Genomic DNA, 20730 nt, shown 5'->3' on the forward strand with positions numbered 1-20730 from the left:
CGATGATCCGCGTACTGATCGTCGAGGACGAACCGGTGATCGCCGAGGCGCACCGCGACTACCTCGCGCGCATCGGCGGATTCGAGATCGTGGGCGCGGTCACCACCGCGCAGGAGGCGTTACGCGCCGCGCGGGCACACGGCGTCGACCTGGTGCTGCTCGACCTCGGTCTGCCCGACGCCCGCGGCACCGACCTCGCCTCCGCGCTCTCCGGGGTGCGCCCGGCCCCTGACGTCATCGCCATCACCGCGCAACGCGACCTGCCGACCGTGCGCGACGCGATGTCGCGCGGGGTGCTGCTCTACTTGCTCAAACCGTTCACGTTCGCGGCCTTCCGCGAGAAGATCGAGCAGTACCTGCGGTACCGGGAGGCGTTGACCGGCGAGGCGGAGGCGGTCAGCCAGCGCGACGTCGACCGAGCACTGGCCGAGTTGCGTTCCGGCGACTTCCGGCGGTCGGCGAAGAAGGGTTCCGCACCGCAGACCGAGGATGCGGTGTGCCGGGCCGTGCGGGACAGCGCCGACGGGCTCACCGCGTCGGAAGTCGCTCGCGCACTGGGATCTTCGCGGGTCACCGCATGGCGCTACCTGGAACGACTCGCCGACGACGGCGTCCTCGACCGCGACACCCAGTACGGTTCGGCGGGACGGCCACAGGTGCGGTATCGGTGGAGGCGGGCCCGTCGGTGACCGCCATCGGTACGCGGAGATGGCGCTGGTACTGGACAGACGGCGTAGACTGAAACTCATCGGGCTGCACGCCGAGGGAATCACCGTTGGCGGCCCCGGTCACTTCGGCCGCATCCAGACGGCGACCGAGTCAGGCGAATGCCATGATCACCACCACTCGAATTCTCGACTCGCTTCCGCGCAGCCGCCTCTTCGGGCACATACGCGACTATCACCGCGCCCGACCGGGTCACTCATCGAGGCCTCAGACCATCGTGAGCGGAATCCAAGAGCAGGATTCGCGCGATGTGCCGGGCGACCTCCTCGCCGAATGGGATGTCCAGTTCCATCCCGCGACCAGCGCCGAAACGAACGAAGCGAACGAAGTCGTCGGTGACGTCCTCGCTTGCCGGACCCTCCGGCGGGCCCGCCATTCACGGACCGAGGTTCTCGATGCCGACTCGCACCCGGTGATTCTGCTCGCCACAGATGTTCTCAAGGTCCGTGCCGGGGACGTCTGGGAAAAGGTGACGAGCACTGTCGAGGGTGGCGGAACCCTGTCAGATGTCCTGTTCGAAAACCAGAGACGGGAACCCTGATGTCCACACGCCTCGATCTGCCTCCCATTGCCCGCCGGCTCAACGAGCGACTTCTCGCGCGCTCCCGGGCCGGCCGAACCGATGACGACACCGCGGCCATGGTCGGTGACCTGCGTTCTCTGATCGTCGACGCGGTGACCGAGCTGGAGAATGACATGATCATCAGCAATAGCCGATCTCGCAGTGCCGCAACGCAATCGACTGATTCTGCGGTCCCCTCCGACTCGTCGGGAGCCGGAACAACCCGGCGGTCCCGGAACCGAGAAGAGAGCTGATGTCGTGACAGTCATCATCGGAGTCATCATCCTGGTCGCCGCGGTGATCGCGACGGCGGCCGGATTTCTCGCCAACAACGGCAGCGCGAACGGCCTCGCACCTGACAGCTTCGCCGTCTTCGGCTACCACGTGAGTAGCAGGGCATGAACGCGCCGACCACGCACCCGCCTCGTCAGTTGCGGTTGCGGCTCAAGCCGGCCGATTCGGTCCGGGGGTCGGTCGATGGCGCGTGGTGGCCGCGATCCCGGGACCTGGCAACGGAACTCCCGGATATCGCGCAAGCACTCGACACCCGGTTGCCGCGGCTCGAACGGGTGGGCTACCGGATCGCCGACTGGGATGCCGCGCCGGACCGGAAGATTGCGGTCGACGGCCGGTCGGTGCACTTGGAGGGCTTCACCACGTGGCCGCCCGGGGTCGTTCGATTCTCTTGTCCGAGTGGGACACTCACGCTTGCCGTACTCGGTCCTGACACTGACTCGGATGCAGCGCACGAGACGATGATGCGTGCCGCCGAGCGGACCAACACCCAGTCGGCGGAGACTCTCATCGCGTCGGCGGCCGCTGTCGACGGACACCGGACCGGTCACGCCCCACCGGCGTGGGACACCCACGAGAAGCCTGCACCGATCGGCTGATCGGGCGCAGACTCGAGGTGAGCCGATGGGGCGGAGCCGGTCGCTAGATCTCAGCCCTGCGCGTCGAACTCGCGTGCCCGCAGCGAACGTGCCACGCCGTCACGGCCTTCGGAGATCAGCCGCTTGAGGGCAGGCGGATGATCACCCGCGACGAACTCCTCGGCGAGGTCGAGGGCCTGTTGCGTCATCGCCCAGCTCGGGTAGAGGCCGATGACGACGGTCTGGGCGACCTCGCTCGAACGGCGTGCCCACACCTCGGGGATCGCCTCGAAGTACTTCTCGACGTAGGGCTCGAGCAGCTCGCCCTGGCCGGGACGCGCAAAGCCCTCGATCATGGTGCGGGTGTAGATGTTCGACAGCGAATCGTCGTCGATCGCCTGCGACCACGTGTCGGCCTTGGCCTCGGGGAGCGGTCGCGACGAACGTGCCGCGGCGGCCTGCCGGGTGCCGGTGGCGGTGTTGTCGCGCTGGGCCTCGGCGTCGATGGTCGGGGTCGAACCCGCGTCGGCATCTATCGCACCGGCGGTCGCCAACGCGCGCACCAGCTTCCAGCGCAGGTCGGTGTCGACGGCCAGGCCGCCCAGACCCTGCTCGGCCGGGTCCCCTCCATCGAGAAGTGCCCGTGCCACGTCGATCTGGTCGTCGTTGAGCTTGCCGGCCAGCCAGGTGTTGACGAAGGCGAGCTGGTGGTCGGAGCCCGCATCGGCGCCCCGGGCGAGTTCCAGCAGGCGCGCGCTGAACGCGGGCCGGCCGGTCGAGGACACCCAGGTGGGGTCGGCGTAGGACTCGATCGCGGTGGTCGCCTGCATCAGAACACGCTGCACCACACCGATCTCGGTCTCCGACGCGATCCCGCGCTGCACGAGTTCGACGAAGTCGCGGGCACGCATCTCGGCCTGACGGGTCATCTCCCAGGCCGCCGACCACACGAGGGTGCGCGGCATGGAGTCGGTGATGTCGCCGATGCGGGCGGTCGCGGTCGCCAGCGACTCGGGGTCGATGCGGATCGACGCGTAGGTGAGGTCACCGTCGTTGAGCAGCACCAGGTCTCCGCGGTGCACGCCGACGAGTCCGGGCACGTCGGTGCGCTCACCCTCGACGTCGAGTTCCACGCTGTGGGTCTGTTCGATGGCACCGGAACCGTTGTCGGCGTAGATGCCGACGCGGAGCCGGTGCACGCGGGTCTCGCCGGCGCCCGGCGCGGCGCCGTCCTGGACGATGGTGAACCGGGTGAACGCCCCGGACTCGTCGACCTCGAAGTCGGGTCGCATGACGTTGATGCCGGTGGTGCGCAGCCACTGGTCGCCCCAGTCCGACAGATCACGACCGGACGACTTCTCCAGTGCGCCCAGCAGATCGGAGAACGTCGCGTTGCCGAACTTGTGGGCGGCGAAGTAGTCGCGCAGACCCGCGAGGAAATCGTCCACACCGACATAGGCGACGAGTTGTTTGAGCACCGAGGCGCCCTTGGCGTAGGTGATGCCGTCGAAGTTGACCTCGACGGCGGCGATGTCGGGGATGTCCGCGGCGACCGGGTGGGTCGAGGGCAGCTGATCCTGCCGGTACGCCCAGGACTTCTCGACGTTGGCGAACGTCGTCCAGGCGTTGGTGTACTCGGTGGCCTCGGACTGGCAGAGAACCGAGGCGAAGGTGGCGAAGGACTCGTTGAGCCACAGGTCATCCCACCACTGCATGGTGACGAGGTCGCCGAACCACATGTGCGCCATCTCGTGCAGCACGGTCTCGGCGCGACGCTCATAGAGGTACTTGGTGACGCGCGACCGGAAGACATAGTCCTCCAGGAAGGTCACCGCGCCGGCGTTCTCCATCGCGCCCGCGTTGAACTCGGGCACGAACAGCTGGTCGTACTTACCGAAGGCGTAGGGGATGCCGAAGTTCTTGTGGTAGAAGGCAAATCCCTGCTTGGTCTCGGTGAAGAGCCGATCGGCGTCCATGTGCTCGGCCAGCGAGGCGCGGCAGTAGATGCCCAGGGGGATGTCGCCGTGGTCGTCGGAGTAGACGTCGGTCCACTCGGCGTACGGCCCGGCGATCAGCGCGACGAGGTAGGTGCTCATCGGCGCGGTCTCGCGGAAGCGATGGACACCCGGCTCGGCGGCGGCGGTCTCGACGTGTGCCGCGTTGGAGATGACCTTCCAGTCCTCCGGCGCCGTGACCGTGAGCGTGTAGGTGGCCTTGAGGTCGGGCTGGTCGAAGCAGGCGAACATGCGCTTGGCGTCGGCGGTTTCGAACTGCGAGTACAGGTACACCGATTCGTCGGACTGGTCGACGAAACGGTGCAGTCCCTCACCGGTGTTCGAATAGGCGCAGTCGGCCACCACGGTGAGGGTGTTCTCCGCTGCCAGCCCGGGCAGGGTGATGCCGACGGATTCGTCGAAGCCGGAGACGTCGAGGTCGACGCCGTTGAGCGTCGCCGAGTGCAGCGTCGGCGCGACGAGGTCGATGAAGGTCTCGGCGCCCTCGGTCGCGGTGAACGTGACCGTCGTGGTGGATCGGAACGTCTCGGTGCCTGAGGCGCCCTTCCCGGCGGTGCCGGGCGCACCGTTCCCGTCGGTGAGGTCGAGTTCGATCTGGTAGTTCGACACGTCGACGATCGCGGCGCGTTCGCGGGCCTGGTCTCTGGTGAGGTTCGGGGCAGTCACGCAGGCCAGCTTATCGAGAAGGGCGGTGCTCAGCCGTCCGACAGCAGATCGGCGGGCTGCAGGATCGCTGTCGCGAGGGCGGCGAGCGCTGCGGAGATCCCCGGTCGTGCGCGCAGTTCCGGCACTTGCACGATGTCGCCGGACACCCCGATGAACGCGCGGGTGAGACCTGCGGCGTCGCTCTCGGACAGCTCGGGCGACCGGGCGCGGATGGCGACGGCCCATTCGGCGATGTACGCGCGCTGGGCGGCACGCAGCGCATTCTGGTCGGCCTCGGGCAGGTAGACGAGGTCGCGGGTGAAGATGGGGATGATCCGTCCGTGCACACCGAGCGATTGCCGCACGTGCAGTGAGATGAGCACGTCGAGGGCGTCGCGGGGCTCGACGCCGTCGAGGGCGTGGGTCGTGAGGAAGAGAACGCCTTCGAGGGCGCGGACCAGGATCGCTCGCAAGACCTCGGTCTTGCCCGGGATCTGTTGGTAGAAGGTGGCGACCGAGATGTCGGCCGCCCGCGCGATGTCGTCGATCCGGACGTCGTGGAATCCCCGCTCGGCGAACAGGGCGGTGGCCGCGTCGAGGATGCGCTCGTGCCGATCGGCGGGGCGTCGGGTGGCCGGCGTCGGGGGTGAGGCATCGGGTCCGGGCGCGGGCAGCTGGCAGCCGACGATCGACCGGGCGACGGCCCGCTGGATCTGCATCACGTGCGCCGGCGGCATCGTCCCGCGGATCACCGAGGTGTTGGAGTACAGGCTCAGGACGGCGAATCCGAGCAGACGGGCGTCGACGGCCGGTAGGTCGGGTCTCACAGCGGCGACCTTGTCGGCGATGTAGTCGCCGAACTTCGTGAAATAGACCCGCATGTCGGCGAGCTGGGCGGGGTGCAGGTGCCGTTGCTCGCGGCGCCAGAGGATCGACACGTCGTGGTTGGTGGTCTGGTCGCCGAGACGATCGAGAAACCGCCACAGCTGGGCCTGCGGCGTCTCGCCGTATGCGTCGGCCTCGCGGACCAGATCGTCCACCAGATCGACCTGGGTCAGCAGCGCCTGTACGAGGATGTCGTGCTTTCCGGGGAAGTGGCGGTACACCGCGGGCCCGGTGAGACCTACCGCGGCACCGATCTGTTCGATGCTGACGTTGCGGTACCCGGCATCCTGGAAGAGGGTCGTCGCCGCCCGGACGATCTGCTCGGCCCGGAGGCCCCTGGGGTTCGCCCGCCCGCCCGCCGGACCGGGACCGGAGTCCGGATCGTGAGGCGTCGACGACATGGACGTTTCCTTCCCGAGAACGGTGGCGGATCCGCGCGGTGACCCTCTCAACGAACGGTAACCGGATCCGGCGCAGAATTTCGCCGCTCACATCACAAACCGGGAACAGCCAGGCCCGTGCCGATGTTGAGCACGGTTGACGGTGCCGCCGGTACGGTCGAGATCGATCACCACTTCTGAGAGGACGTCGACGATGTCAGATCAGGGCCAGTCCACCACCGATCGGGTCGACTTCTGGTTCGATCCGCTCTGCCCGTGGTGCTGGATCACCTCCCGGTGGATCCTCGAGGCCGAGAAGGTCCGGCCGATCGACGTGAACTTCCACATCATGAGCCTGGCCGTCCTCAACGAGGGCAAGGACATCCCCGACGAGTACCGCGAGGCACTGAAGAACGCGTGGCGGCCGGTCCGGGTGATCGCCGCCGCGGCCGCGGGGAAGGGCGACGAGATCCTCGCATCGCTCTACGCCGCGATGGGCACCCGCATCCACAACGAGGGGATCGAGGACTTCGACGAGGTCATCGCGGGCGCGCTCGCCGAACTCGGGCTCGACGCCTCGCTGGCGGAGGCTGCGGACTCCGAGGAGTTCGACGAGGCCATCCGCACGAGTCATCACGAGGGCATGGACAAGGTCGGCGACGACGTCGGTACCCCGACGATCCATGTGAACGGCGTCGCCTTCTTCGGCCCGGTGCTGTCGCGCATCCCGCGCGGCGAGGACGCCGGCAAGGTCTGGGACGGCGCGCTCGCACTCGCGTCCTACCCGCACTTCTACGAGCTCAAGCGCAGCCGCACCGAGGAACCCCAGTTCGACTGAACCACAGTCTGATTCGCCTCCCGCGAAGCCGCTGCGTCGAACCTCCGCTCAGAACCTGGGCGGGGGTTCGATGCCGTTCGGGAGCGAACCGGGCGGGACCGTCGCCGGGTGCGCCGGTGGTGGCACGGCCACGACGTTGCCGCTGCCGATGTCGCGCACGATCTGGCGCGGCCGCAGCAGCATCGCGCCGGCCCGGGTCCGGTTGCGGAGCGCGGCCGCGCGCCAGGTGAGGACCGGATGGGTCGAGACCGCGTTGACCAGATGCACGAAGAATCCGCGTTCGTGGGTGGCGCGGTCGGCGAACTGGTCGAAATCGACCGCGGACAGCATGTACTTCCCGGCGGCCAGGACACCGATCGCCCCCGGTGCGCCCACCGGTTTCGCGTAGTAGCCGTAGTTGTCGGCGCTGTACTCCTGTGCTCGCGAGAGGGCGCCGCCGAGCAGCGGGATGCTCGTCCCGAGGACCGTCGCCAACTGACGCCAGTACGACGTGTGACCGGCTGCGATGTGTCCGACCTCGTGGCCGATGATGAACTCCAGCGCCTCCGGGCTGCGGGCGGCACCGCCGACCTCGAACAGGTCGGAGTAGACCACGACGAATCGCCGGAACCCGTGGCCGGAGGCGAAGGCATTGATCTGCCCGTTGCCGAGTACGACGTAGGCGTCCGGCACGTACTCCAGACCGAAGCGCGCGGCGGCCGCGACCACCATCCGATGGCCCTCCGGGAACTGGGTGGGCGTCATCTGCACACCGTTCACCCGCGGCGTCGCATAGGTGAGACCGCGGATCACGAACAGCACCAACGGAAAGGCCAACGCGCCCAACAGAAGCTGGTTCACCATGCCGAGTGCGACGAGGATGATGATCGCCGCGTAGAGCACCGTCGTGGTCAGGATGACGAGGATCAGGACGGGGATCTCCCAGGGATGCAGTTGCGGACGCACGGCGAAGCGGGCCGCTCGCAGCCAGTGTCGTGACGGATCGGGAGCTGTTTCTGGGAGGGGATCGACGACCCCGGGCACGTTCGGGATCGGGTTCATCGACGCTCGGGGGATGGGCGCAGGCGTGTCCACGCCCTCAATCTATAGTGGCGCCATGCGTGTCTATCTCGGTGCCGACCATGCCGGATTCGAACTCAAGAACCAGATCGCCGACCATCTGAAGGCGAACGGCCACGAGGTGGTGGACTGCGGCGCCCACGTCTACGACGCCCTCGACGACTACCCGGCCTTCTGCATCGACGCCGCGGCTCGGACCGTGGCCGATCCCGGCAGCCTGGGCATCGTGCTCGGCGGTAGCGGCAACGGCGAGCAGATCGCGGCCAACAAGGTGCCCGGTGCCCGCTGCGCACTGGCCTGGAGCGTGGAGACCGCGCAGCTCGCCCGCCAGCACAACAACGCCCAGCTGATCGGCATCGGAGGGCGCATGCACTCGACCGAGGAAGCCCTCGCCATTGTCGACGCCTTCCTGGCCACTTCGTGGTCGGAGGAGCCGCGTCACCAGCGCCGCATCGACATCCTCGCCGAGTACGAGCGCACCGGCGTGGCTCCCGAGGTCCCGCAGCCGCCGGCCTGACCGGTGCCCGAGGGCCACACCCTGCACCGGCTCGCCCGCCGGCAGCAGCGACTCTTCGGAGGTCGCCGGGTCCGGGTGAGCAGCCCTCAGGGGCGATTCGCCGACGGCGCGGCCGCCGTGGACGGGATGACCTTCCACGCTGCGGAGGCGTGGGGCAAACACCTGCTGCACCGCTATCGCGACGGTCGGACCGAGCGGATGGTGCACATCCACCTCGGCCTCTACGGTGCCTTCACCGAGCTGACCGCACCGTTGCCCGAACCGGTCGGACAGGTTCGGCTGCGCATCGAGAGCGAGGAGACCGGTACCGATCTGCGCGGGCCGACGGCGTGTGAGCTCTACCACCCCGTCGACCTCGACGCGCTGATCGCCCGTCTGGGTCCCGACCCCCTCCGCCGCGACGCCGACCCGGAGCGCGCCTGGGCGGCGATCTCCCGGTCCTCGCGTCCGATCGGCGCGCTGCTGATGGACCAGAAGGTCATCGCGGGCATCGGGAACGTGTATCGCGCCGAGGTCCTCTTCCGTGCCGGAATCGACCCCATGCGGCCCGGAAAACGCCTTCTCCGAACCGAATTCGACGAGATGTGGCTCGACCTGGTGGCACTGATGAAGGTCGGTGTGCGCCACGGACGGATCCATGTGATCCGTCCCGAGGACGACCACGGGGCGCCGGCGTATGCCGCGAACCGTCCGCGGACCTATGTCTACCGCCGGGCGGGAGAACCGTGTCGGATCTGTGGCACCCCGGTCCTGCTCGCCGAACTCGAGGCCCGGAAGCTCTACTGGTGTCCGGTTTGCCAGGAGTGACGATCCCCTCAGTTGATGTATGGATAGGCGAACCTCAGTAACATCGCGGTAGTTCTGGATGCATGGCATCCGCGTCGCAATCTGTGGGGGTAAGCGTGTCGATCGCCGAGGAAGCCCGTGTCCATGCCGGTCTGATCTCGCGCGGGGAGGTGTCGCCGCTGAAGGACGTGCCGTTCCACGGTGCATCCGACGCGCCGATCACCCGACGCGTCCTCACCGGCGGTGATCTGTTCCCCGAGGCCGAGAAGCGCGTCGTCGCCCACGAGATGCGAGCCGTCTCGGCCGCGACCCGGGACTACTGCGAACCCCACGTGCACGACTGCCCCGAGATCAACATCCTGCTCTCGCTCGACCACCTGGTCTATGAGATCACCCTGGGCGACGAGTCGTACGTGGTGGAGGCGCCGGCGAGCATCTACATCCCGGCCGGCCTGACCCACAGCGCGAACGTGATCGAGGGGAGCGGGTTCTTCATCGCGATCATCGAAACCGCGGACTACGTCGCCAAGCCGCCGCCCGGCGCCACCTTCTGACGTCCGTTCGTCGCGAGCTCCCGCCGCCGATCTCAGCGAACCCACAGCGTCGTCTGACGTCCGCTCACATGTGCGGTCGTCACGATGGATGAGGTGTACAGCGACGAGCAGACCCTGCACGACGTCCTCGGCGACGCCGACCAGCCGGAGATCACTGTCCTCGTGGTCGGCGGAACCGGTGAGTCGTACCCGGGTGATGTCCGCACCGAGGTGACCGGACTCCTCGCGGGGGTGACCGACGAACTCGACGATCGATTCTCCAGTCGCTGGGTCGCCTATCCGGCCAGTTACGGCCCGGCGCCCCGTCCCGGTGGCATGAGCTTCGCCGACAGTGTGGCGATCGGCGCCCGGCGGTTGTCCGAACTGCTCGAGCGGACCACGGGGCCGGTGGCGCTGCTGGGATACTCGCAAGGGGCCGTGGTGATCCGGGCGGCGCTCGCCGAGCTGGGGACACGCCGTCATCACGTCGTCGGGCGAGTGATGGGCGTCGGACTCGTCGCGGACCCGCACCAGCCGCCGGGCGTCGTACCCGGTTGTGACGGATGGGGTGTCGCGGGTCCCGGTGAACAGCTACCGACGGGCCTGCCCGTGGTGTGGGTGGGCGCCCCCGACGACATGATCTGCAACGCGCGTGCCGATTCCCTCGTCCGCGACATCGCCGACCTGACACGGGCGATGACCTTCGCCGCGCTGGGGCGTTGGGGACGCAGCGCATTCGAGGTGCTGCGCCGCAACGCCTTCCAGAACGCCCGCCGCACCGCGGTGCGCCCGTCGCAGTGGCGGCGAGACGTCCACCGACTCGCATCGGCGTGGTGGGAGATCCGCTGCTACCTGCCGTCGATGATGCGGTTCCTCGGTGTCGCGTGGACGAATTCGCCGGGCGGACGCCACACCTCGTACCGGCACGAGCCGTACCGGCGCGGTTCCGTGACCGATCCCGCATCGACCGCATGCCAGGTGATCGCGGGCTGGTTGCAGGTGCAGGCGACGTTCACAACAGCCGCTGCTGATCCCGCGGACGACATCCGCGCTGCGTGACGAGTCACCGCTTCGACGACGAAGGCCGGTCACCGTGACGGTGACCGGCCTTCGAGGTCGGATGTCGCGGAGGTCAGTCGCCCTGGAACTGGCCGCCGATGGTGTTACGGACCACGATCGGGGTTCCGCGCGGGACGTTGTCGTAGACCCACTTGCCGAACTCGGTGGTGACGTTGATGCAGCCGTGGCTCACATTGCTGTTGCCCTGCTGCGCGACGGACCACGGTGCCGCATGGATGAAGATGCCGTCCCACGACATGCGGGTCGCGTACTCGACGTAGGTGCGGTAACCCTCGGCGGAGTCGACTGGCACACCGTACGTGGACGAGTCCATGTACATGTCGCGGTACTTCTCCTTGGTGTAGTAGACACCGTTCGGGGTCGGGTGCTTGTCCGAACCCATCGAGATCGGCATGGTCTTGACGACCTCGCCGTTCTTCCACCAGGTGATGGTGTGGGTGTTGTCGTCGGCCAGGGCGATGTACCCGGTCGGGGTCTTCACGTTCGGGATGGCCGGACCCGCGGGCTTCTCCGGGGTGGTGCTGCTCGACGGCGGCTCCGGGGCCTTCGGGGTGCTCGGTGCCGGCGGCGTCGGCAGGCCGGGGATCACGGGGATCTCGACCGGCGGCAGGCCCGGGATCACGGTGACGGGTGCAGCGTTCGCAACGCCGGGGAGGGCGAGAGCCATGGCCAGGACGCCGACGACGATCCCGCTGAGGCGTCGAGTGGAGCGTCGACGAGACCGCGAGGTCGGCACTTTGTTGGTCTGCACTAGTCGTACCTTCGGTTCGATGAATATCTCGCGCATTACATCTGAAAGCGCTAATCCATCGTTACACAACCGTTGTCTAGCGGCCAAGGAGTGCGGACGTCTCATCGGCGCCACGATCGCGAACGGTGGGTGCGAGCTGGCAAAAGCCGTGGTGAACGCATCGACCATAGCTCGTGTGACGGTAGTCACACTCGGATGACATACTGCGCCGATCATCTCATTGGCGTACATCATCGCCCCAGTTGTGGCGATGTCAACAGGATCGGTTGTCCCACTGGGGCGTCGGGGATCAGGCAGGTTGCGGGTGCTCCGTGCGCACGTGTCGCACGGGCTGCGCACATGCCTCGTCGCGACAGACGAGCATGACGTCGACGCGTTCGAGTCCCGTCTCGGATTCGGTGACGTCCCTGCGTATATAGAGCGGCGCGCCGCAGGTCTGACACTTTCGCTGGGTTTTCGTGTGTGAAGAGGGCATGCACCCACCCTACGCGAGTGTGTCGTGGGTCACAGCTGGGTTTCGGCTTCGCGAACTGCTCAAACATGGCTGCCGGGCGGAGGAACGTATATGTCGGCACCCGGGAAGGAGAGGGCGCGTGCACGAGAGTGCACGCAGGTCGGGAGACATTTCCGCGCGGAGGGGGGTGCTGACGTCTGCGAATGGAAGACCGAGAGCAATGAACCGACCCTTGACCACCTTGACGTTCGCTGTCGCCACCGCCACCGCCGGGCTTTTCGGTGGCGCGGCACTTGCGAGCGCCGACGCACCATGCACGATGCCCATCGCCAACGGGCAGACAGCTCCGTGTCCGCCACCCGTGATCAGTACTGGTCCTGGGGATGATATTCCCGCGCCCTATAGTGACGAACCCTCCGGTCTAGCGCCAGCGCCCCAGCCTCCGGTGGTTTACGTACCTCCGGAGTTGTACGGCGAGTTCGTTTATTGAGTGGTTCGGAGTGACGTTGCGGCCAGGCGCAAACGGTCGCCTGGCCATGGCCCATACTGGAAACCTGGGGCCTACATAGCGGTCAATGTTGCCCGTTTGGTGGCGATTGTCAGTAGAAACGGCCGAGCCCGTGTCTCCGTAATCTGAGGACGTGGGCTCGGCCGTTTTCGGTGGAGCGGGTGACGGGAATCGAACCCGCGTAGCTAGTTTGGAAGACTAGGGCTCTACCATTGAGCTACACCCGCGTGCGATGAGTGACTGTACATGGCGGCGCGCCGGATTTCGAAATCGGGATGGGTGGCGGTGCGTCCGGCACCCGTTGGTCGCGTCGCAACAGGCGCCACGTACTATCTTCTGTTGGCCCTGATGCGCGGTCGGCCGTGAGGCCTCCACCGCGTGCGCAGGACCGCGGGATGTGGCGCAGCTTGGTAGCGCATCCGCTTTGGGAGCGGAGGGTCGCAGGTTCAAATCCTGTCATCCCGACTTGTCGATGTGACCGTGTGGGTCACGGGGGCACACCACCCGAAACCGAACTTTCATCACCACCGCAGATATAAGGAGCAGTAGGCGTGAAGAGCACTGTCGAGCAACTCACCCCGACCCGAGTGAAGCTCAATGTCGAGGTCCCGTTCGAGGAGCTGTCCGCAGACTTCGACCGGGCATACCGGTCGTTGGCCCAGCAGATCCGGATCCCCGGCTTCCGTCCGGGCAAGGCGCCCGCCAAGCTGATCGAGGCCCGCGTCGGTCGCGACTCGGTCCTGGCGCAGGTCGTCAACGACGCCATCCCCGCCAAGTACTCGGAGGCCGTCGCCGAAACCGAGACCAAGGCCATCGGCCAGCCGGAGATCGATCTGTCGGAGCTGAAGTACGGCGAATCCGTCACCTTCACCGCCGAGGTCGACGTCCGCCCGGAGATCACCCTGCCCGACTACTCGACCCTCTCGGTCGAGGTCGACGCCATCGAGATCGACGAGGCCGCGGTCGACGAGCAGCTCGAGGGCCTGCGCGCCCGCTTCGGCACCCTCAAGGGTGTCGAGCGCGGCATCGAGAACGGCGACTTCGTGTCCATCGACCTCGAGGCCACCGTCGACGGCGAGCCCGTCGAGGAGGCCACCACTGAGGGCCTGTCCCACGAGGTCGGCTCCGGCCAGCTCATCGACGGACTCGACGATGCCCTCATCGGCCTGAAGGCCGGCGAGAGCAAGGAGTTCACCACCAAGCTCGTCGCCGGCGACCACGCCGGTGAAGAGGCACTGGTCAAGGTCACCGTGCAGTCGGTCAAGGAGCGCGAGCTCCCCGAGGTCGACGACGAGTTCGCCCAGATGGCCAGCGAGTTCGACACCGTCGAGGAGCTGCGTGCGAGCCTGGCCGAGCGCGTCGAGCAGTCGGCGAAGCTAGAGCAGGCCAACAAGATCCGCGACGCCGTGCTCGAGAAGCTGATCGAGACCGTCGAGGTCCCGTTGCCGGAGAAGGTCGTCGCCGAGGAGATCGAGGGTCAGCAGCACCAGATCATCCACGCTCTCGGTCACGACGACGAGCAGGTCGCGAAGTTCCTCGAGGTGCAGGGCAAGACCCGCGAGGAGTGGGACGCCGAGGCGCGCGAGGAGGCCGAGAAGTCGGTCAAGCAGCAGCTGCTCCTCGACGCGATCGCCGATCAGCAGGAGACCGAGGTCAGCCAGGACGAGCTGACCCAGCAGATCATCTTCACCGCGCAGCGCTACGGCATGCAGCCTCAGGAGTTCATCCAGCAGCTGACACAGGCCAATCAGGTGGGCGCGGTCTACGCCGACGTCCGTCGCGGCAAGTCGCTGGCCGGCATCGTCGGCGAGTTCACCGTCACCGACACCAAGGGCGCGACCGTCGACACCGCCGAGTTCTTCGGCGGCAACGACGAGGACGCCGAGTCGGACGAGGCGGCCGACGCCGACAACTGAGTCGACCCGGAACCTCACCACGCATCACCGATCGCCGGTCCCCGTTCGCGGGGGCCGGCGATCGGCGTCGGGTGCACCGTTCTGCATTCGCCGTTCACTGTGACGACCCGTTCTGCTCTCAGCGAATAGACGTGTCCTCGGGAGTGCCGGTGGGTGTGGATTGGTTAGTGTCGGTGAGGACGCCATCAGAGAAGAGAACATGTGCGACGCCCGAGACGGCGCGCACAGGTCATGACAACAAGGCAAAGGTAGGAACCCGTGAGTGAGCCGACCATCCACACACCCTCGATGAGTTCGGGTGTGGCTGGGTTGAACCTGACCGATTCGGTGTTCGAGCGTCTGCTGCGCGAACGCATCATCTTCCTGGGCACCCAGGTCGACGATGACATCGCCAACCGGCTGTGCGCACAGATCCTGCTGCTCGCCGCCGAGGACCCCACCAAGGACATCCACCTCTACATCAACTCGCCTGGTGGCTCGGTCACCGCGGGCATGGCCATCTTCGACACCATGCAACTCGCCGAGTGCGACGTCGCCACCTACGCGATGGGCATGGCGGCATCCATGGGCCAGTTCCTCCTCGCGGCCGGCACCAAGGGCAAGCGCCATGCCCTGCCGCACGCGCGGATCATGATGCACCAGCCGTCGGCGGGTATCGGCGGCACCGCGGCCGACATCGCCATCCAGGCCGAGCAGTTCGCGCTCACCAAGAAAGAGATGAACAAGCTCAACGCCGAGTTCAGCGGTCAGCCGCTCGAGAAGATCGAGGCCGATGCCGACCGCGACAAGTGGTTCACCGCAGAAGAGGCCAAGGAGTACGGCTTCGTCGACAAGGTGATCTCGCGTCCGGGTCAGTGACCCGGTCGATCGCGCGATCCAGCCACCCTCGAGCCACACCTACTCATTTGGAGCAACAGATGACCAACTCCCTTTCCCTGGACGGCATGCCCGCCGAGGTCGCCGCCGGTATCCCCGCGTCGGCGTTGGCGCTCAAGAACATCGAGGCGCGCTACATCCTGCCGTCGTTCATCGAGCACACCCCCAACGGTCAGCGCCAGTACGATCCGTACGCCAAGCTGTTCGAGGAGCGCATCGTCTTCGTCGGTACGCCGATCGACCAGGTCGTGTCCAACGATGTGATGGCGCAGCTGCTCGTCCTCGAATCGCAGGACCCGGATCGCGACATCACCATGTACATCAACTCGCCCGGCGGCAGCGTGCCCGACATGCTCGCCATCTACGACACGATGCAGTACGTCCACTGCGACATCGTGACCGTGTGCCTCGGCGAGGCGGCCTCGGCCGCGGCGATCCTGCTCGCCGGTGGAACCCCGGGTAAGCGTGCGGCCCTGCCGAACGCGACCGTGCTGATCCACCAGCCGCGCACCGGCGGTGCCTACCAGGGTCAGGTCTCCGACCTCGAGATCCAGGCCGCCGAGATCGAGCGCATCCGCGACCGGCTCGACGAGATCCTGTCCAATCACACCGGCCAGGACAAGGCGAAGATCCGCAAGGACACCGATCGCGACAACATCCTGACCGCTCACGCGGCCAAGGAATACGGAATCATCGACGAGGTCTTCGAATACCGCAAGAAGTCGATGAAGAAGTCCTAGCGACAACCCACAACCAGCACAGAAGTCGCGGGGATTTTCTGTCGCGACATTTGGCCTTATCGGTCGAAGTTCGAGCGGTGCGCGGGTACCGTCGGGTTACTGGGCATTCGGAGGTCGTCAGATCATCCGTGCCCGACTGCGCGCGACGCGACGGACCACGACGACAGTCCGGCAACGAGGAAGTAGGTACTACGCGAGATGGCACGAATCGGAGACGGTGGCGACCTGCTCAAGTGCTCTTTCTGCGGGAAGAGTCAGAAGCAGGTGAAGAAGCTCATCGCCGGCCCAGGCGTGTACATCTGCGATGAGTGCATCGACCTGTGCAACGAGATCATCGAGGAGGAGCTCGCCGAGAACGGCGACGTGAAACTCGACGAACTCCCGAAGCCCGCGGAGATCCGCGACTTCCTCGAGAAGTACGTCATCGGTCAGGACACGGCCAAGCGCACGCTCGCGGTGGCCGTCTACAACCACTACAAGCGCATCCAGGCGGGGGAGAAGAAGGACTCCCGCACGGGTGAGACCGTCGAACTGATGAAGTCGAACATCCTCATGCTCGGCCCGACCGGTTGTGGCAAGACGTACCTCGCGCAGACGCTGGCCAAGATGCTGAACGTGCCGTTCGCCATCGCCGACGCCACCGCCCTCACCGAGGCCGGCTACGTGGGTGAGGATGTCGAGAACATCCTGCTGAAGCTGATCCAGGCCGCCGACTACGACGTCAAGCGCGCCGAGACCGGCATCATCTACATCGACGAGGTCGACAAGATCGCCCGCAAGAGCGAGAACCCGTCGATCACTCGGGACGTGTCCGGTGAGGGCGTGCAGCAGGCGCTGCTGAAGATCCTCGAGGGCACTCAGGCATCGGTGCCGCCGCAGGGTGGTCGCAAGCACCCGCATCAGGAATTCATCCAGATCGACACCACCAACGTGCTGTTCATCGTGGCGGGTGCGTTCGCGGGTCTCGAGAAGATCGTGTCCGAGCGAATCGGCAAGCGCGGCTTGGGGTTCGGCAACGATGTGGCGAGCAAGGACGAGGTCGACACCACCGATCAGTTTGCCGACGTCATGCCGGAGGACCTGATCAAGTTCGGGCTGATCCCCGAGTTCATCGGCCGTCTGCCGGTCGTCGCCTCGGTCACCAACCTCGACAAGGACTCGCTGGTGAGCATCCTGTCGGAGCCGAAGAACGCACTGGTGAAGCAGTACACCCGCCTGTTCGATATGGACAACGTCGAACTCGAGTTCACCCAGGACGCCCTCGAGGCGGTCGCCGACCAGGCGATTCATCGCGGCACCGGTGCTCGTGGTCTGCGCGCCATCATGGAAGAGGTACTGCTGCCGGTCATGTACGACATCCCGAGCCGCGACGACGTCGAGAAGGTCGTCGTCACCGGTGAGACGGTGCGCGACAACGTGTTGCCGACCATCGTGCCGCGCAAGGCCTCCAACGACGAGCGCCGCGACAAGACCGCCTGACGCGATCTCTTCGTAGACGACGAGAATCCCCGCCCGGATCGCCGGGCGGGGATTCTGTTCTCTCGCCTGAGGTCCGGCGGGTCAGGCCGGTTCGAGCCGGATGACCACGGCCTTGGACACCGGGGTGTTGGATTCCTTCGCCACCGAGCCCAGCGGCACCAGCGGGTTGGTCTCCGGGTAATAGGCGGCCGCGTTGCCCTGCGGGGTGTCGTACGCGACGATCTCGAAGCCGCGCACGCGACGCACTTCGAGGCCGTTCTCGCCCTCGAACTCCGACACGATGTCCACGCGCTGGCCGTCGTGCAGTCCGAGTGCGGAGAGGTCCGCGGGACTGACCATGACCACATGCCGGTTGCCCTTGATCCCGCGGTAGCGGTCGTCGTGGCCGTAGACGGTGGTGTTGTACTGATCGTGGCTGCGCAGCGTCTGCAGGATGAGACGCCCCTCCGGGATGTGCACCCATTCGAGCGGATACGTCGCGAAGTTGGCCTTGCCGTTCGGGGTGTCGAAGGTCCGGTCGTCGCGGGGTGGATGCGGCAGGACGAAACCGTCGCTGCGCCGGACACGGATGTTGAAGTCCTCGAACCCCGGGATCACCCGTTCGATGCGATCGCGGATCGCGTCGTAGTTCCCCTTGAGTTCCTGCCACGGAACCGGATGATCGGCGCCGAGGGCGGCGGTGGCCAGGTCGCAGACGATGGCGACCTCGCTGCGCAGGTCGGCCGACACCGGCGGCAGCGAGCCCCGGGACAGGTGCACCACCGACATCGAGTCCTCGACCGAGACACGTTGGGCCACACCGTTGATGACGTCCCGGTCGGTCCGTCCGAGCGTCGGCAGGATGAGCGCCGCGCGACCGGTGACGGTATGCGATTCGTTGAGCTTGGTCGACACCTGCACGGTCAGGGCGCAGCGACGCAGCGCGTCTGCGGTGGCCTCGGTGTCGGGGGTGGCGGAGACGAAGTTGCCGCCCATCCCCATGAAGACCCGCACCTTGCCCGCGGCCATCGCGTTGATCGCCGCGACGGTGTCGTACCCGTGCTCGCGCGGGCTGACGATCCCGAACTCGGCATCCTGTGCGGCGAGGAAGGATTCGGGCATCTTCTCGAAGATGCCCATCGTGCGGTCGCCCTGGACGTTGGAATGGCCTCGCACCGGGCACAGTCCGGCCCCGACCTTGCCGATCATGCCGCGCAGCAACAGCACATTGGTGCCCTCGGCGATCGTCGCGACCGCGTGACGGTGCTGGGTGAGTCCCATCGCCCAGCACAGCACGATGCGCTGCGAGGTACGTACGGCGTCGGCGAGGTCGACGATCTGGGCTCTCGTCAGTCCCGTGATGGCGGCGACCTCGTCGATGTCGACGTCGTCGAGCAGGGCGAGGTAGTCCTCGGTGCCGGCGCACGACCCGGTGAGGAACTCGTGGTCGAAGACGGTGCCGGGGTTCGCCTGCTCGGCGTCGCGTAGCAGTCGGGCGACGCCCCGGAACAGGGCCATGTCCGAGCCGAGCCGGACCTGGAGGAAGTCGTCGGCGAGTTTGGTGCCCTCACCGATGACGCCGCCGATCTTCTGCGGGTCCTTGAACCGCATCAGGCCCGCCTCGGGCAGCGGGTTGATCGCGACGATCCGCGCCCCGTTGTTCTTGGCCTTCTCGAGGGTGGCCAGCATCCGTGGATGGTTGGTGCCGGGATTCTGGCCGGCGATGAGGATGAGGTCGGCGGCCTCGAGGTCGGGAACGGTCACCGACCCCTTGCCGATGCCGATGGACGTACCGAGCGCGGCGCCCGACGATTCGTGGCACATGTTCGAGCAGTCGGGGAGGTTGTTGGTCCCGAGGCTGCGTGCGAGCAGCTGGTAGACGAAGGCGGCCTCGTTGCTGGTCCGCCCGGAGGTGTAGAAGACGGCCTCGTCGGGGGAGGCCATCGCGGCGAACTCGTCGGCGATGATGCGGTTGGCGTCGTCCCAGCTCACCGGGCGGTAGTGGGTGTCGCCGGGGGCGAGATACATCGGATGCGCCAGCCGGCCCTGCTGCGAGAGCCAGTAGCCGCTGCGGGTGGCGAGGTCCTCGACGCTGTGGGCGGCGAAGAACTCGGGGGTCACCGAGCGCTTGGTGGCCTCCTCGGCGACGGCCTTCGCGCCGTTCTCGCAGAACTCGGCGTGTTTGCGGTGGCCGGGGGTCTCCGGCCAGGCGCAGCCGGGACAGTCGAATCCGTCGCGCTGGTTGAGTTTGACGAGCGTCTGCGCGGTCCGCACCGGGCCCATCTGCTCGAGTCCGCGCTTGAGCGCCACGGCCACCGCGGGTACGCCGGCGGCCCAGGTCTTCACATGCTTGCGGTGGACATCGGTGGGCTCGTCGACGCGGGGGCCACCATCGGGGGTATGGCTCATGATGTCCATCTTGCCTCGTCGAGGTGATGGATCACGCACACTGGGTGTTGTGACTCAAGACACGGGATCAGACGGTTCGAAACTGGCGGCGATCGTTCTGGCCGGCGGGCGTTCGCGGCGGATGGGCAGCGACAAGGCGGCACTGGACTGGGAGGGTGAGCCGATGCTCGCCCGCGTGGTGCGGGTCGTCGCGCAACGGTGCGATCCGGTGCTCGTCGTGGCCGGTGCGACGTCGGCGGCGTTCCGCGGCATCGACGACATCCGGGACCGCGCGGCACCCGGCATCGACCGGTCCAGGGTGCACTGGGTGACCGATGAGCAGGAAGGGGCCGGCCCGCTGGGCGGGCTGGTGGCAGGCCTGGCCAAGGCCGCGGCCGACGGCGCCGACCTCGCTTTCGTGTGCGCCACCGACATGCCGCTGATCGCGCCCGAGCTCATCGACGAACTCCGACTGGGGCTCACCGACTCCACTCAGGCGGTGATCGCGCGCGACGCGCAGCGCGACCACCCGATGGCCGGGATCTACCGGACCGACGCGGGACCGGTGATCGCCGATCTGGTGGCCGGTGGTGAGCGCCGGATGCTCGGTGCGGTCGAGGCACTCAACACTCACCGCGTGGGCGTGTCCGACCCCGAGTGGCTCGTGAACGTGAACGCGCCCGAGGACCTGCATCGTCTGCGTGTGACGACGGGCTGAGCGCAGTTGAACGCCGGCCGAGG

General features: G+C 67.0%; 20 protein-coding genes and 2 tRNA genes. 15 read left to right on the forward strand and 7 right to left on the reverse strand.

The annotated features are described in order from the left end of the window. Window positions 1-2: 2 nt before the first annotated feature. The 4 genes from C5O27_RS12920 to C5O27_RS12935 all read left to right on the forward strand — a co-directional run bounded on the left by C5O27_RS12920 (window position 3) and on the right by C5O27_RS12935 (window position 2181). The gene (locus tag C5O27_RS12920; protein ID WP_035754074.1) at window positions 3-689 is read left to right on the forward strand and encodes a response regulator; all 687 of its coding nucleotides are present in this window, start codon (window positions 3-5) and stop codon (window positions 687-689) included. 143 nt (window positions 690-832) lie between these two features. Continuing rightward, complete coding sequence (locus C5O27_RS12925) at window positions 833-1267, forward strand: hypothetical protein (protein WP_006360033.1); 435 nt, start codon at window positions 833-835, stop codon at window positions 1265-1267. Window positions 1268-1546: 279 nt separating this feature from the next. Beyond that, window positions 1547-1690: a hypothetical protein gene (locus tag C5O27_RS22750; protein ID WP_006360031.1), complete on the forward strand. Its 144-nt coding sequence runs from the start codon at window positions 1547-1549 to the stop codon at window positions 1688-1690. Further along, complete coding sequence (locus C5O27_RS12935) at window positions 1687-2181, forward strand: DUF5994 family protein (protein WP_006360030.1); 495 nt, start codon at window positions 1687-1689, stop codon at window positions 2179-2181. Before C5O27_RS22750 ends, C5O27_RS12935 begins: the two co-directional genes overlap by 4 nt. Before the next feature lie 50 nt (window positions 2182-2231). Here the strand turns inward: C5O27_RS12935 and pepN are convergent, their stop codons facing one another. Both pepN and C5O27_RS12945 read right to left on the reverse strand, forming a co-directional pair. Then, a complete protein-coding gene (gene pepN / locus C5O27_RS12940) occupies window positions 2232-4841 on the reverse strand; it encodes an aminopeptidase N (protein ID WP_127962869.1) in 2610 nt (869 codons plus the stop codon). Between the two features lie 29 nt (window positions 4842-4870). Beyond that, window positions 4871-6106, reverse strand: a complete 1236-nt coding sequence (locus C5O27_RS12945; RefSeq protein WP_127962870.1) for a TetR/AcrR family transcriptional regulator — start codon at window positions 6104-6106, stop codon at window positions 4871-4873. Between the two features lie 193 nt (window positions 6107-6299). Here C5O27_RS12945 and C5O27_RS12950 point away from each other — a divergent pair, with 193 nt between their 5' ends. Continuing rightward, window positions 6300-6923, forward strand: a complete 624-nt coding sequence (locus tag C5O27_RS12950) for a DsbA family oxidoreductase (RefSeq protein WP_127962871.1) — start codon at window positions 6300-6302, stop codon at window positions 6921-6923. Window positions 6924-6971: 48 nt separating this feature from the next. On the opposite strand, the gene C5O27_RS12955 is transcribed toward C5O27_RS12950, so the two are convergent. Beyond that, the gene (locus C5O27_RS12955) at window positions 6972-7997 is read right to left on the reverse strand and encodes a M48 family metallopeptidase (RefSeq protein ID WP_127962872.1); all 1026 of its coding nucleotides are present in this window, start codon (window positions 7995-7997) and stop codon (window positions 6972-6974) included. Window positions 7998-8019: 22 nt separating this feature from the next. Here C5O27_RS12955 and C5O27_RS12960 point away from each other — a divergent pair, with 22 nt between their 5' ends. The 4 genes from C5O27_RS12960 to C5O27_RS12975 all read left to right on the forward strand — a co-directional run bounded on the left by C5O27_RS12960 (window position 8020) and on the right by C5O27_RS12975 (window position 10877). Continuing rightward, the gene (locus tag C5O27_RS12960) at window positions 8020-8499 is read left to right on the forward strand and encodes a ribose-5-phosphate isomerase (protein ID WP_127962873.1); all 480 of its coding nucleotides are present in this window, start codon (window positions 8020-8022) and stop codon (window positions 8497-8499) included. A gap of 3 nt (window positions 8500-8502) precedes the next feature. Next, on the forward strand, window positions 8503-9306 hold the full coding sequence (locus tag C5O27_RS12965; protein WP_127962874.1) for an Fpg/Nei family DNA glycosylase: 804 nt from the start codon (window positions 8503-8505) through the stop codon (window positions 9304-9306). A gap of 95 nt (window positions 9307-9401) precedes the next feature. Beyond that, on the forward strand, window positions 9402-9839 hold the full coding sequence (locus C5O27_RS12970) for a cupin domain-containing protein (protein WP_127962875.1): 438 nt from the start codon (window positions 9402-9404) through the stop codon (window positions 9837-9839). 84 nt (window positions 9840-9923) lie between these two features. Next, window positions 9924-10877, forward strand: a complete 954-nt coding sequence (locus C5O27_RS12975; RefSeq protein WP_084813140.1) for a PE-PPE domain-containing protein — start codon at window positions 9924-9926, stop codon at window positions 10875-10877. A 73-nt stretch (window positions 10878-10950) separates the two neighbouring features. Here the strand turns inward: C5O27_RS12975 and C5O27_RS12980 are convergent, their stop codons facing one another. The 3 genes from C5O27_RS12980 to C5O27_RS12995 form a co-directional block, all read right to left on the reverse strand. Beyond that, a complete protein-coding gene (locus tag C5O27_RS12980; protein WP_281430766.1) occupies window positions 10951-11685 on the reverse strand; it encodes a L,D-transpeptidase in 735 nt (244 codons plus the stop codon). Between the two features lie 253 nt (window positions 11686-11938). Further along, window positions 11939-12124 (reverse strand): hypothetical protein, encoded by a 186-nt coding sequence (locus C5O27_RS23220; RefSeq protein WP_006360020.1) that lies wholly within the window; start codon window positions 12122-12124, stop codon window positions 11939-11941. Window positions 12125-12764: 640 nt separating this feature from the next. Next, window positions 12765-12838 (reverse strand) — tRNA-Gly (locus tag C5O27_RS12995). 164 nt (window positions 12839-13002) lie between these two features. Here C5O27_RS12995 and C5O27_RS13000 point away from each other — a divergent pair. The 5 genes from C5O27_RS13000 to clpX all read left to right on the forward strand — a co-directional run bounded on the left by C5O27_RS13000 (window position 13003) and on the right by clpX (window position 17622). Then, window positions 13003-13076, forward strand: a tRNA-Pro gene (locus C5O27_RS13000). A gap of 86 nt (window positions 13077-13162) precedes the next feature. Continuing rightward, window positions 13163-14527: a trigger factor gene (gene tig, locus C5O27_RS13005; protein ID WP_127962877.1), complete on the forward strand. Its 1365-nt coding sequence runs from the start codon at window positions 13163-13165 to the stop codon at window positions 14525-14527. A gap of 258 nt (window positions 14528-14785) precedes the next feature. Continuing rightward, on the forward strand, window positions 14786-15385 hold the full coding sequence (locus C5O27_RS13010) for an ATP-dependent Clp protease proteolytic subunit (protein WP_006360017.1): 600 nt from the start codon (window positions 14786-14788) through the stop codon (window positions 15383-15385). A 59-nt stretch (window positions 15386-15444) separates the two neighbouring features. Next, window positions 15445-16143, forward strand: a complete 699-nt coding sequence (locus C5O27_RS13015; RefSeq protein ID WP_005198934.1) for an ATP-dependent Clp protease proteolytic subunit — start codon at window positions 15445-15447, stop codon at window positions 16141-16143. A gap of 198 nt (window positions 16144-16341) precedes the next feature. After that, on the forward strand, window positions 16342-17622 hold the full coding sequence (gene clpX, locus C5O27_RS13020; RefSeq protein WP_006360016.1) for an ATP-dependent Clp protease ATP-binding subunit ClpX: 1281 nt from the start codon (window positions 16342-16344) through the stop codon (window positions 17620-17622). Between the two features lie 81 nt (window positions 17623-17703). Here clpX and C5O27_RS13025 read toward each other — a convergent pair whose 3' ends face one another. Continuing rightward, window positions 17704-20010, reverse strand: coding sequence for an FdhF/YdeP family oxidoreductase (locus C5O27_RS13025; RefSeq protein WP_127962878.1), 2307 nt, complete (start codon window positions 20008-20010; stop codon window positions 17704-17706). 49 nt (window positions 20011-20059) lie between these two features. Here C5O27_RS13025 and mobA point away from each other — a divergent pair, with 49 nt between their 5' ends. Then, window positions 20060-20707 (forward strand): molybdenum cofactor guanylyltransferase, encoded by a 648-nt coding sequence (mobA, locus tag C5O27_RS13030; protein ID WP_084813141.1) that lies wholly within the window; start codon window positions 20060-20062, stop codon window positions 20705-20707. Window positions 20708-20730: the final 23 nt, after the last annotated feature.

This window comes from Gordonia alkanivorans, from assembly GCF_004011905.1.
Lineage (GTDB): Bacteria > Actinomycetota > Actinomycetes > Mycobacteriales > Mycobacteriaceae > Gordonia > Gordonia alkanivorans.